Annotated in this window: 15 protein-coding genes; 5 read left to right on the top strand and 10 right to left on the bottom strand. The window is 37.6% G+C overall.

Annotation, left to right across the window (positions count from 1 at the left end; all coding sequences use genetic code 11):
• The first annotated feature begins 30 nt into the window (after nt 1-30).
• The 5 genes from KO505_RS09540 (at nt 31) to KO505_RS09560 (ending at nt 6,815) form a co-directional block, all read left to right on the top strand.
• Entirely contained in the window at nt 31-2,793 is a 2,763-nt protein-coding gene (locus tag KO505_RS09540; protein ID WP_216055221.1) for a nitrate reductase, read from the top strand.
• A gap of 13 nt (nt 2,794-2,806) precedes the next feature.
• A complete protein-coding gene (cobA, locus tag KO505_RS09545) occupies nt 2,807-3,712 on the top strand; it encodes a uroporphyrinogen-III C-methyltransferase (RefSeq protein ID WP_216055222.1) in 906 nt (301 codons plus the stop codon).
• A gap of 16 nt (nt 3,713-3,728) precedes the next feature.
• Nucleotides 3,729-4,709: a glycosyl transferase family protein gene (locus KO505_RS09550; RefSeq protein WP_216055223.1), complete on the top strand. Its 981-nt coding sequence runs from the start codon at nt 3,729-3,731 to the stop codon at nt 4,707-4,709.
• 140 nt (nt 4,710-4,849) lie between these two features.
• The gene (locus tag KO505_RS09555; protein WP_216055224.1) at nt 4,850-5,758 is read left to right on the top strand and encodes an ABC transporter substrate-binding protein; all 909 of its coding nucleotides are present in this window, start codon (nt 4,850-4,852) and stop codon (nt 5,756-5,758) included.
• A gap of 127 nt (nt 5,759-5,885) precedes the next feature.
• On the top strand, nt 5,886-6,815 hold the full coding sequence (locus KO505_RS09560; RefSeq protein ID WP_216055225.1) for a hypothetical protein: 930 nt from the start codon (nt 5,886-5,888) through the stop codon (nt 6,813-6,815).
• Nucleotides 6,816-6,842: 27 nt separating this feature from the next.
• Here KO505_RS09560 and KO505_RS09565 read toward each other — a convergent pair whose 3' ends face one another.
• From KO505_RS09565 to KO505_RS09610, 10 genes are all read right to left on the bottom strand, one after another.
• Nucleotides 6,843-7,652 carry a dTDP-glucose 4,6-dehydratase gene (locus tag KO505_RS09565; protein WP_252731733.1) on the bottom strand — a complete coding sequence of 270 codons (810 nt, stop codon included), beginning with the start codon at nt 7,650-7,652 and terminating at the stop codon, nt 6,843-6,845.
• Between the two features lie 50 nt (nt 7,653-7,702).
• Entirely contained in the window at nt 7,703-8,239 is a 537-nt protein-coding gene (locus tag KO505_RS09570; RefSeq protein ID WP_216055226.1) for a DUF924 family protein, read from the bottom strand.
• Nucleotides 8,240-8,277: 38 nt separating this feature from the next.
• Entirely contained in the window at nt 8,278-9,105 is an 828-nt protein-coding gene (locus KO505_RS09575; protein ID WP_216055227.1) for a formyl transferase, read from the bottom strand.
• Between the two features lie 23 nt (nt 9,106-9,128).
• The gene (locus tag KO505_RS09580) at nt 9,129-9,425 is read right to left on the bottom strand and encodes a YkgJ family cysteine cluster protein (protein ID WP_216055228.1); all 297 of its coding nucleotides are present in this window, start codon (nt 9,423-9,425) and stop codon (nt 9,129-9,131) included.
• Nucleotides 9,426-9,456: 31 nt separating this feature from the next.
• Nucleotides 9,457-9,774 (bottom strand): hypothetical protein, encoded by a 318-nt coding sequence (locus KO505_RS09585; RefSeq protein ID WP_216055229.1) that lies wholly within the window; start codon nt 9,772-9,774, stop codon nt 9,457-9,459.
• Between the two features lie 28 nt (nt 9,775-9,802).
• Nucleotides 9,803-9,988, bottom strand: coding sequence for a hypothetical protein (locus tag KO505_RS09590; protein ID WP_216055230.1), 186 nt, complete (start codon nt 9,986-9,988; stop codon nt 9,803-9,805).
• A 9-nt stretch (nt 9,989-9,997) separates the two neighbouring features.
• The gene (locus KO505_RS09595) at nt 9,998-10,423 is read right to left on the bottom strand and encodes an MAPEG family protein (RefSeq protein WP_216055231.1); all 426 of its coding nucleotides are present in this window, start codon (nt 10,421-10,423) and stop codon (nt 9,998-10,000) included.
• Between the two features lie 160 nt (nt 10,424-10,583).
• Entirely contained in the window at nt 10,584-10,910 is a 327-nt protein-coding gene (locus tag KO505_RS09600) for a hypothetical protein (RefSeq protein WP_216055232.1), read from the bottom strand.
• Nucleotides 10,911-10,960: 50 nt separating this feature from the next.
• Nucleotides 10,961-11,416 (bottom strand): SRPBCC family protein, encoded by a 456-nt coding sequence (locus tag KO505_RS09605; RefSeq protein WP_216055233.1) that lies wholly within the window; start codon nt 11,414-11,416, stop codon nt 10,961-10,963.
• 79 nt (nt 11,417-11,495) lie between these two features.
• The gene (locus KO505_RS09610) at nt 11,496-11,924 is read right to left on the bottom strand and encodes a DUF4396 domain-containing protein (protein ID WP_216055234.1); all 429 of its coding nucleotides are present in this window, start codon (nt 11,922-11,924) and stop codon (nt 11,496-11,498) included.
• Nucleotides 11,925-11,944 lie beyond the last annotated feature (20 nt).

Consider the following 11,944-nt stretch of genomic DNA (forward strand, 5'->3'; position numbering starts at 1 on the left):
TGGTTGTCGCCTTTTTTTTGTGAGTAATACATGACCCAACAATTTGAACAGAAAATAGTAAGATCAAGTTGCCCGTACTGTGGGGTAGGTTGTGGCGTGGATGTCACTACAATAAATTCAGTTCCATCTGCAGTTAAAGGCACTGAAACTCATCCAGCTAATTTAGGCCGATTGTGTGTCAAAGGTTCTAATCTAATACAAACCGTTGATTTAGACGGCCGTTTGTTACATCCAATGATTGCTGACAAACCTGTAGACTGGGAACAAGCGACACTACATGTTGCTGATAAATTTCAACAAACCATAAAAAAATACGGCCCTGACTCCGTGGCCTTTTATGTTTCTGGGCAACTGTTAACTGAAGATTATTATATTGCCAACAAGCTAATGAAAGGATTTATTGGTTCTGCCAATATAGATACCAACTCACGTTTATGTATGTCCTCAGCAGTAGCCGGTTACAAACGTGCTTTTGGTTCTGATACTGTTCCGTGCAGTTATGAAGATTTAGACCATACCGAATTATTAGTCTTAGTGGGTTCTAATGCGGCTTGGACTCATCCTGTTTTATTCCAGCGTATGGAAAAGGCCAAATTGGCGAACCCTGACGTTAAAATCATTGTTATTGACCCAAGACGTTCCGCCACCGCTGAACTAGCCGATTTTCACTTGCCTTTAAAAGCAGGCAGTGACGTTGCTTTATTTAACGGTTTATTACATTACTTGATTCAACATAATGCGATAGACAATAACTATATCAATGCTCATTGTGAAGGTTGGTCTACAATGGCTGCGGGAGTGGCTCAGAGTGATATAGACAATACGGCTTTGTTATGTGATTTGAGTCCTGAACAACTCACTCAATTTTATCAATTATTCGCTGATTCAAAATCCAGTGTGACTTTTTACTCTCAAGGTGTGAACCAATCTAGCCAAGGTGTAGATAAATGTAATGCCATTATTAACTGCCATTTAGCTACCGGTAAGATTGGTAAATTAGGCTCAGGTCCGTTTTCTATTACCGGACAACCTAATGCTATGGGTGGTCGTGAAGTGGGTGGTTTAGCAAATATGTTAGCGGCCCATATGAATATTGAAGATCAAAGTCACCAACAATTAGTGCAAGAGTTTTGGCAGTCACCCACTATTTGCACTAAAGCGGGTGCTAAAGCCATAGACTTGTTCGACAAAATTAACTCCGGCGAGATAAAAGCCGTTTGGATAATGGCAACCAACCCACTGGTGAGTTTGCCAAACCGAAACGTTATTGAACAAGCTCTGAAAAAATGTGAGTTTGTTGTGGTATCAGACTGCATGGAAAAAAATGATACCTTAACCTATGCAGACGTTAAATTACCTGCAACAACATGGGGTGAAAAAGACGGTACAGTTACTAACTCGGAACGAAGAATTTCTCGTCAAACTGGTTTAATGCCAGCACCAGGGCAAGCTAAACATGACTGGCAGATCATCCGTGATGTCGCCCACAAAATGGGTTATAAAAGCCACTTTGACTACCAAAGTGCGGCTGATATTTTTAAAGAACATGCCGCCTTATCTGGTTATAAAAATGGATCACATGGTTATGCAGTACGTGACTTCGATATTTCTGGTTTAAGTACGTTAAGCCTTAATGAGTATAACCGTCTTACACCTGTTCAATGGCCGGTAAACAGTACTTATCCAAATGGACGCCAACATATTTTTGATGACGGCCGGTTTTATACACCATCTCAAAAAGCCCAATTTATTAATGTTGTCGCGCAATTGCCGCAACAAACACCAACAACAGAATTTCCGTTAATTTTGAACTCAGGCCGTTTAAGAGATCAATGGCACACTATGAGCCGAACAGGAAAATCAGCGGCATTAGCCAAAAATATCAAAGAACCATTTTTGTTTATTAATCCTCAAGAAGCCGAACAATTAGGATTAAACAAATCAGACTTAGTAAAAGTCACCAGTCCATATGGTGAAGTTCTTTTACCACTGCAATTTGATAAAGGGTTAAAAGTTGGCAACGTGTTTGCCCCAATTCATTGGAGTCAGTTAACTGCACCCACCGCTAATATTTCTAAATGTTTTGGTTCTTTTGTTGACCCAATTTCTGGTCAGCCAGAAAGTAAATTTACTGTAGTCAAAATAGAAAAATATAACACCGAACAATTCATTCAATGTTTTTCAGATGCTGAATTTGAACCTAACAGTGATTATTGGGCAAAAGTAAAAATAACCTCAGGTTTTGAATACATTTGTGCCAACTCATTACCTATCGATTTAGCCATAAACTGGTGTCGCGATAATACCGATATTGCTGGTGACTGGAGTTATTTTGAAAACAGCCAAAGTGGCATTAGAACGGTACTTTGCATTAAAGACGACAAATTACAATTTGCTGCATTTTTAGCGTCATACAAACCAGAAATAAATGCTGATTGGGTAGAAAGTTTATTTGACCAACCTAGCGTTACGGTTGAACAAATCAACCGAATTTTACGTGCTGACGTAGAGCAGAACTTTTTAAATGGCAAAACCATATGCAGCTGCTTCAAAGTAGGTGAAACCCAAATTATCAATGCCATTGTTGATCACAATGACAATACCACTGAGTTATTAGGCGAACGCCTTAAATGTGGAACCAATTGTGGTTCATGTAAAAGTGAATTAAGAACACTGATCAACGAACACGGACAAAAAGACACACAACAAACTAACGTCATATCTACTGTAAGAGATAATGTTACGGCATCTAAAAATGCCAAGTTAGTGCAAATTCCAATTACTGAAATATAAGCGTAGGTGCATCATGTTTAATTTAACATTTGGCTGGTCTAATTTAACCTTTTCTCGTTTGTTTAGTTTTGCAGCACACAAACAAACAAACTTAGGTTTAGCGCAATCACATACTAAAGCGACTAAAAAAAATAATGCTGTAGGTCAAGTATTTTTAGTGGGTTCAGGACCTGGTGATGCAGAACTATTAACCTTAAAAGCGTACAGATTGTTGCAGACTGCCGATGTTGTGATGTATGACTGGTTAGTAAGTCCTGACATCGTTAACATGATCCCAAAACATGTTGAAAAAGTATTTGTTGGTAAAAAATGTGGTCGTCATAGCATGACCCAAGATGAGATCTGCCAACTGTTATCACGCCGCGCTTTGGCAGGACAAGATGTTGTACGTTTAAAAGGTGGAGATCCATCTATCTTTGGTCGTGCTGCCGAAGAAGTCGAACACCTTCAACAACACAATATTGATTTTGCCATTGTACCTGGTGTAACCGCTGCCTCTGGTTGCGCAGCTTGGTCTGGTATTCCTTTGACTCACCGTGATTGTGCACATTCAGTACGTTTTATAACTGCACACTTTAAAAGTGAAGATATAGAATCAGATTGGAAAAACTATGCGGAGTCGAGTGATACCTTAGTATTTTATATGGGACTGAATAAAGTTAAACACATAGCTGAAAACCTTATTTCATATGGTAAAAATGCGACTACACCTATGGCTATTATTGACCAAGGTACAACAAACAATCAAAAAACCTATATTTCTGATTTAGCTAACATTGAACAAGTATTAAATAGTGAAAATATTGTTGGTCCTGCTTTGATTGTGGTTGGCGATGTTATAAATTACCAAGCTCAAGTAAATATCGAATTATTAACAACAGACTTAACTAACAAGAAGTCAAAACTTGCTGCGGCATAATGGTAAACCAACGTAAATGAATGAATTTTCGCAATACATAAAACTCATAGGTAAAGGTAAAAAGTCAGGTAAGTATTTAACCCAAGAACAAGCGAATGACGCGTTTCATTTGTTGTTAACTGGGCAAGCTGAACCTGAGCAAGTCGGTGCCTTTTTAATGTTATTGCGAGTTAGAGAAGAGTCAGAACAAGAATTAGCGGGATTTGTGCAAGCAGCCCGTGAATATTCACCATTAGCCATACAGCAAATTAACGCCGACCTCGATATGGGTTGTTACGCTGGTAAACGTCGTCATTTACCTTGGTTTATATTAGCTATGTTATGCCTAGCTCAATCCGGTAAACGAATATTTTTACATGGTTGCAAAGAACCTGACTCTAACCGTTTATATATACCTGACGTGTTTAAAACGTTAAACATTCCAATTTCACAAACGGCAGAACAAGCAAGTTCACAGCTAGACAAAATCGGATTTGCTTATATGGATCTACAACAAGTAAATCCACAATTGAACGATTTAATTCAAATGCGTAGTTTGTTTGGATTACGTTCTCCTGCCAATACCTTAGCCAGAATGTTAAATCCTACAGGTGCACCTTTTAGCTTTCATGGTGTTTATCATCGACATTTTGACGAACGCCACATCAATGTTGCCAAATTATTAGGGGACAAACATGTGTCTTGTATTCGCGGTGAGGGTGGTGAAGTAGAAGTAAACCCTGAACGAGGTTTTGTTCAACACTTGATACATAATGATGTAATCTCAGAACTGGAATTTCCAACCTTGCTGCCAAATTGGCAAATCAAACCTAGAAGTCTAACACCAGATGAATTAAGACAATGTTGGACTGGGGAACTTCAATTTGAATATGGCCAACAAGCAATAATAGGCACCATCGCCTGTTACTTAACCTTGTTAGATTCCATTGATGTGGAGCAAGCATTAACAAAAGCCAAACAAATGTGGGCTGAACGCAACACCCAATTTGAATTTTAATTAGGTTTCCACGCCAAATATATCCTGTTAACTATCTCTCTGACTTGCATTAGATAAGTTAGAGAATTTCACCTATAGTTAAAGAAACAATGAATAAATCTCAATTGTCTTTTCAATTTACGTATTCTTCCAGGATGGTCATGAAAAACACACTATACAAACAAAAAATATCATTCCCTTACGTATCTTTTTTTGTATTATTTTTTTTCTTCATTTCCAGTTCAAGCCACGCCTCAGACATAATAAAAATCAACCGAGGCCAGTCAGAAAAAGACATTCGTACAAATTATACCTACACCGTATTAAATAAAGCCTTGATTGCCAGTATTCCTAAATATGGCGCATTTGGCATTGAGGTTACAGGATTTGAAGTCCCTAATCATCAGACTCTAAAAGAGTTAGTTAAAGGTGAGTTTATTAATGTGGCCATGGCGTTAACTACCGATGAATGGGAAGAAAAAAGCACGCCAATTCAGATCCCGATTAGACGAGGTATTTTTAGTTATCGTTTACTAGCCATCAACACGGCAAAAGCGGAAGTATTCAATAACATTCATACTTTAGAGCAGCTTAAAACCCTTACCGTTGGGGTTCGTAAAAGCTGGACCACACGTAAAGTCCTGACCAAATTGGGCTTTGAAGTTGCCGACGCATATTCATACGACTCTATCTTTGCCATGTTAGATAAAAACCGCTTTGATTATATTCCAAGAGGCATTCACGAAATTTATGACGAGCTCGAAATTAGAAAAGTAGACTTACCTCATTTAATGGTTGAACCAAGGTTAGCCTTATATATTCCTTCGCCTTTTTATATGTTTGTCTCTAAAAGCACCCCACAAATCGCCGCGCGTCTAGAGTTAGGGTTAGAAAAAATGGTGGAAGATGGATCACTACAATCATTATTTGAGCAATATTACGGAGCCTATATTGAAAAGGCCGACTTAGAAAATAGAACTATCATTCATCTTGGCAACCCACTTTTACCGAGTAAAACCCCATTGGAACGCAAAGAACTTTGGCACTCATTCTCAGTGAAAGCACAATAGTAAAAACAGTAATTAAAAACAAATAACCATAGGTTTACCCCTGTTAGTGACATTAATCGGTAAACTAAATTGACCATTTAGTTACCTCTGTTAAACTGAAATTGTCTTCTTTATGTATTAAGTCCTTATGACCTTTGAAACTGTATCCTGCAAAAAGACTTACCAATTATTAATCCTCTACATCTTTTTATTTAGCGGTATTGCACAGTCACAAGTTGAAGAATTACGGATCCCATTACCACGTTCTGAATATGACATTTCCCATGATTACCATAAACAATTATTGTTATTAGCATTAAAACAAACTGAACAACCTGGCCAAGCCACGCAAATAAAAACCACCGTTTCTCTGTCTCAAGGACGTGCGATAAAAGAATTAATTAAAGGGGATATGCTTGATGTATATTGGCTTGGCACTAGTAAACAGTTAGAAAGTGACTTACTAGCGATTAAAGTTCCAACCACAAGAGGGTTAATTGGCTATCGTAAATTCATTATCCACAAAGACTCGTTAGACCGATTTAACAACGTAAAATCATTTTTTGATTTACAAAAGTTAAGTGCTTGCCAAGGAACCAACTGGCCTGATACTGAAATTCTCAAAGCTTCAGGGCTTGAAGTCACCACCACAACCATTTACGAAAATATATTTAAAATGTTAGACCTTAAACGCTGTGACTATTTTCCACGGGGTTATCATGACGCGCAAACCGAATTAAAATTAAGACGTAACTTGTATCCTAATTTAATCAGTTTTGAACAAGTCATGCTGCATTACCCGTTTGCCGTTTACTTTTTTACTAACAAAAATAATCATGAATTAGCAGCAAGGTTAGAACTAGGTTTAAAACAGCTGGCTAACAATGGCAGTATCGTGAAACTCATGCAGAGTCATCCGCTAACAGAAAATGTCTACCCTTTAAAAAATGAAATGGGTACGTTATTTCTCGACATCCCCAACCCATTGTTATCCGACAATACAGACGTTAACGATCCTAAGTTGTGGATTTTACCCACTGACTTTAATATTTATTACCCTGTGGTTAAAAACCACTAACGATAGCTTTAACGATTTCAACATTAATTAACAAAGGTCCTGACTAAAATCAATCGCCATTACGTCTGGATAAATAAATCGGTAGTTAAGTCTGTGTTTAATTTTATTATTATCAATAACCTTAAATGCAACAACGTCGGTAGGTTCACAGGCTGCCGGCGTGACACCGAGTGACTGAGCAGCATAGGTATAAAATTCTTTTTTATTTGGATGCGTATCCGAACATACATTAAAGTCTTCCGACCAAATATCGTCGTTAATTACTTGGCAAATGATCGGTAAACAATCATCTCGGTGGATCAAATTTACTTTCGCTTGTGCATTTTTAATCACTTTGCCATTTCGAAAAAAACGTCCAGGGTGACGTTCGTAACCGATAAGACCACTAAAACGAATTACCGTAGTCACAAATGCATCGGATTGCTTAAACAGCGACTCTATTTGATACAACGGATGTTCAATTAACTCTAAACCGTCTGACTCAGATATAACGCTATTGTTGTCTGGATACACAGATGTAGAGCTGATAAAAATAACCTGCTTAATCGGTGAATGTTCAATTTTATCGATTAACGCTTTAAAGGCGGCAATGTTTTTATTAGTGATATTTACAACTAAAACGTCTGAGTTTAAAAACGCATTTACATCATCAGTTAAGTTTTCAATATCTACCAAAAAACCTGTTAGCTGGTTATAAGTGTCTAACCTCTGTTTTGAGCGAGTGGCAATATTCACATCCGCGCCAAATGCTTTCAATTCTTGTGCTAACGGATAACCCAACCAACCACCGCCTAATACACTTATTTTCCGGTTAGTTAAATTTGTAAACGCCATCATTTATTTTGCCTTTCTTTATTTTTCAACAGGTATTCATTACAACTCTTAGATTAAAATGACGAGCCTGGTTGTTGTAAAAATTTGATTTCTTGTTCAGTGCTCGTTCTACCTAAAATCTGATTCCGATGTGGGTATCGGCCAAATTCCTTGATGATAGCTTGGTGTTTTAATTCAAATTCAAAATTGGATTGGTTGCCATTATTTTTAAATAGCTCCACCGCCACCTCATGGATTAATAAGGATTCACTATGCATAAAAGGCATATATAAAAAACTACGTTCCGTTTGACTTAACGCTTGGTCCGCACCAACCGCAATTGCTTCTTGGGCCAAAACCAAAGCTAAACTATCGGACTGGAATGCCATTGGCGTATCACGAAACATATTACGGGAAAACTGATCTAACACTATGATTTCAGCTAAACGGCCATGTGCGGTTTTACGCCAAGCAAACAATTCGCCCTTTTGAGCCGACTGATGAATTTCCGTGAACCTTTGTTTGATAATTTGATCAAACTCTATATCTTTGACCCACCATTTAGATGACTCTATTTCGTTAAACCAAAAATCCAATACCTTGGTAAACATGACCCCACCCTAAAAAGTGCGCTTTACAAAAAAGAGCACTATGACAAAAAGTACTCAGTGATAAATTCAGTAATTTCCGTTTCATCCACTAACGAATGACCGTTATCAGCAAAAACAGCTAAGTCGTCAGTAGTGGGAAATGTAAAGTATTGCCCTTCGCCAGTTTGCACTGATTTAGTTATAACTTGATCGCTGGCCAACGCATTAATCGTATTTAAAATTAACTGAACGCCGTGTACATAAAGCTGCAATACATTCCATAAATATGATTTTTCATAATTAACTGCCAAGGTGCTAGTGGCTATGACATTACCTGTGTCGATGTTGGCATCGTCAATATAATGCAGTGTTGTCCCAATTTGGGGCTCTTTATGATACATGGCCCAAAACGTCGCCATCACACCACGGTAATCGGGTAATATTCCAGAATGTAGATTAATCGTGCCTTTGCTTGGAATCGCCAAAACTTGTTCTTTTAAAATGACGCCATAACGAATACAAACTATTAAGTCAGGTTTTAACTCTGCCACCATTTGTAATTGTTCCGGTTGATTTATCTTATTTAACTCTTGCACCGGTTGACTTAAATAACAGTTTAATTGGTTAAAGGTTTTATATAGTTTGTTTTCACTAGCGTTAATGCTCTCAGATATGCAGTTTGCTTCTAACGCTGGAGTTAATAAATTATTAAAAAGGTCTTGTTCAAAAAAGGTTAACCGATTTAACTCAGTGGGCTTGTTTGGGTTATTCCCGCCCACTTTTGCTGACAAACATAAAGTGACTTTATGCTGTTTAATTTGCGGTAATAAAAGGTTAAGTGCGTGGTTACTGGCTAAGTCTTTATTGGCCAAAATAAGAATATTCATAGTTTTAATCTAACTTTATTAATCTAGTTATTACGTTCTTCAATACATTCGTACGAGCCCATTTCGAACTCTCTACAAATTAATGGGCGTACTTCGTAAATACTGCACATGTGCGTGTCTCTATCCAGTGCCGCACACCAGCCGTCATCTAACCGCAACATCACTTCTGAACCCCACTTATCAGTTTTAATATATCGAGGGGGCACACCCGTATCGGTGATCAACATCACTTCCAACTTACAGCAGTTTGCACGGCAAGTATTACAAGTAATGTCAGGGTCAAGGTCGGAAATGTCTTCAATTGGAATTAAATCAGACATCAACACACAACTCGTTTTAAATAATAAGTTATCAAACCGGCATCTGCATTAATTCTGATACTTCTAAGGATCCACCAATATCAAGAAATGGGCAGGCTTTAGCGGCGACTAAGGCAAGTTCCATGCTCTCTACTTCAATAATGGTAAAACCAGACATTGTGGTATTGCCACCCGCAGTGACTTTGCCTGATGGGTAAACAGTATGGGTATTTTTGAATGGATTGGCCGGACTAATTGCGCTGTCCCCCAATGATGCTAACCACTCTTTGTATTTTACAAAGTGTTGTTTTCCCTCTTCAGGGGTTTGCGGTTGATTACCACCAATATACGAAATTACAAATTTAGCCATGATATTTACCTTATCGATTGAAAGTGAGTTATGTGTTTTTACTTTTAGAAACGCCTAAGGCAACACCCAGTGCAATACCAACACCAATACCCGCACCGATATTGCCTGATGCAGCACCAATGGCGAGTCCCACACCGACACCAATCGCAATACCCGCCGCCACTTTTTTATTATTAGGTTTGTTATCATTATTAGAGTGACTTGTATCTGACATAATATTTCCTTAACTAAAAATGGTAATAGATTCGCGTACAATCATAATAGCCAATGTTATCCATGATAGGACAAAAATCGCGAATCGTAATCTAACAATATCCACTGTTGCTTGAACGAGAGAATGTACAATTCTAAATACCGCATACGCCCAAGCACAATACACATGAATCATATCAACATGCCCTAATATCGCGATCACGCCTGCAACGGCGTAAAATAGTGTGGGCTGTTCAAACAGGTTATTGTAGTTGTTTGAAATTCGATTAATTTCCGGTGGTAATAAATCTTTAAATTTTGACGTATCTTGCACTTTTTGTGGATGTATTCTTAAACGCACCATAGCTGGGATACGAGTAAATAGCACCCAAAGTGTTATAACTAAGGTTAATAAAGCAACGACCATGACAGGCTGAAGTAGGGCAGTAGCGTCCATAAATTTTCTTATGTATTACAAATAAAGTAAAACTATGCCACAAAACGCTTACATTCAATAATAACTAATACCAATTCCATGAAGTATTATTTGACTGACTATCAATAGCAGAACACAAGCTCAACATTAAATTGTGAAGTTAGGTTAACAACGGATGACACTAGTTATGGGAAAGAGTCACTGACAAGCTACATTCAATGTGTTTTAACATTTGGCTAACAATTGTCGGGACAGCATGATGACCTTGAGTTTCACTCACATTTACTTTTATTGTAATGTCACAGTCGTCTAGCTTTAATTGCTGTTTGATATAAAAGTCTATGATGTCGTTAAAGTTAATATCCGTTAATGGCACCATGCCTATATATTGTTTTTTTTCTTCAACCTCTATGCAATAGGCATCCATCAGCTCTTTATTTAAAGTGAAACTTTGCATTCGATTTAATGATAAAAAGCGAAATAATACGCTAATTTGATTGTCTTTCACGTTAACCTTTATGAACCCCAATTTAAGGAAAATTAAAAATAAAATGGTTATTAATTAGATTGGTTTTCTACATAATGTTTAATATCTTCTAGATCCGCTTGTAACATTTTCATCATCGATTTTTTAATAAACAAACTCATCACTGACGACAATACCTTAATCCAAAACGAGTCTGATGTGCCACTAAACGTCATGGTTAATACCGTCTGGTCTTCAATCTGTTGTACCGACATTTTAGTAATATAAATAGCCCCATGATTTTCAGCCCGTGTGCAATAATAAACTTGTTCTTGGCATTCGGTAATCCACATGGTTTCAACCGCTTCTTTACCAAACATTAAACGGGTTTCTTGCCACTTTAATCCAACTAAACCAGATTCAGGTTGTTCCAATATGGTGAGACCTATGATGCCATTGATCATTTTGTCACAGTTATGAATATCAGTGATGGCACGCCAAACCTGATCTATAGAGCTATTAATGTTTACCGATACCGACAAATTCATACCACGACTTCCCATATATAGAATAAAATGTTGAAGTTAACTATACACCAAGGAATACAAAATATGGATTCGCTCTACATTAATGACAGGATTTACCATGTTTTTGTAAACGCCAATAGTTGTAAGGCCAAGGCGTTAGAAAACCAACTAATAGTGAAATTGGGATCACCCACCAAGTTAAAATAGCACCACCGGTTAACGCATAATCCGTAATATTCATTGCCGCTTCCATGGCTAACATAGAGATGAAACTCATGCCAAATGCGGTTTTTAGGGCTTCAGGTAATGTGAAATTGGAACGCAGTAATATGATAGTTTCTAACATAATGCTGGTTAATAAACCGTTAAACATAGCTAACATCATCACCGTCATGGTTGATAGGGTATGTTCATTAAATTGAAAATACGCAATGGTGCCAAAATCACCAATCGCACAACCAATTAAACACCATTTGGTATTGTGGGCACTTTTAATCCAGTTGTTTTTATTATTCCAAGCCAGTTTCATGATCAAGCTCCTAGTGGTTT

The organism is Psychrosphaera sp. F3M07 (genome assembly GCF_018860345.1).
In the GTDB taxonomy this organism is placed as follows: domain Bacteria; phylum Pseudomonadota; class Gammaproteobacteria; order Enterobacterales; family Alteromonadaceae; genus Psychrosphaera; species Psychrosphaera aquimarina.

Coding starts and splice junctions, on each gene's coding strand:
- KO505_RS09540 (WP_216055221.1), top strand. CDS start 31: ATGACCCAACAATTTGAACAGAAAATAGTAAGATCAAGTTGCCCGTAC.
- KO505_RS09605 (WP_216055233.1), bottom strand. CDS start 11,416: ATGAATTTGTCGGTATCGGTAAACATTAATAGCTCTATAGATCAGGTT.
- KO505_RS09575 (WP_216055227.1), bottom strand. CDS start 9,105: ATGAATATTCTTATTTTGGCCAATAAAGACTTAGCCAGTAACCACGCA.
- KO505_RS09570 (WP_216055226.1), bottom strand. CDS start 8,239: ATGTTTACCAAGGTATTGGATTTTTGGTTTAACGAAATAGAGTCATCT.
- KO505_RS09580 (WP_216055228.1), bottom strand. CDS start 9,425: ATGTCTGATTTAATTCCAATTGAAGACATTTCCGACCTTGACCCTGAC.
- KO505_RS09550 (WP_216055223.1), top strand. CDS start 3,729: ATGAATGAATTTTCGCAATACATAAAACTCATAGGTAAAGGTAAAAAG.
- KO505_RS09590 (WP_216055230.1), bottom strand. CDS start 9,988: ATGTCAGATACAAGTCACTCTAATAATGATAACAAACCTAATAATAAA.
- cobA (WP_216055222.1), top strand. CDS start 2,807: ATGTTTAATTTAACATTTGGCTGGTCTAATTTAACCTTTTCTCGTTTG.
- KO505_RS09565 (WP_252731733.1), bottom strand. CDS start 7,652: ATGATGGCGTTTACAAATTTAACTAACCGGAAAATAAGTGTATTAGGC.
- KO505_RS09585 (WP_216055229.1), bottom strand. CDS start 9,774: ATGGCTAAATTTGTAATTTCGTATATTGGTGGTAATCAACCGCAAACC.
- KO505_RS09555 (WP_216055224.1), top strand. CDS start 4,850: ATGAAAAACACACTATACAAACAAAAAATATCATTCCCTTACGTATCT.
- KO505_RS09610 (WP_216055234.1), bottom strand. CDS start 11,924: ATGAAACTGGCTTGGAATAATAAAAACAACTGGATTAAAAGTGCCCAC.
- KO505_RS09560 (WP_216055225.1), top strand. CDS start 5,886: ATGACCTTTGAAACTGTATCCTGCAAAAAGACTTACCAATTATTAATC.
- KO505_RS09595 (WP_216055231.1), bottom strand. CDS start 10,423: ATGGACGCTACTGCCCTACTTCAGCCTGTCATGGTCGTTGCTTTATTA.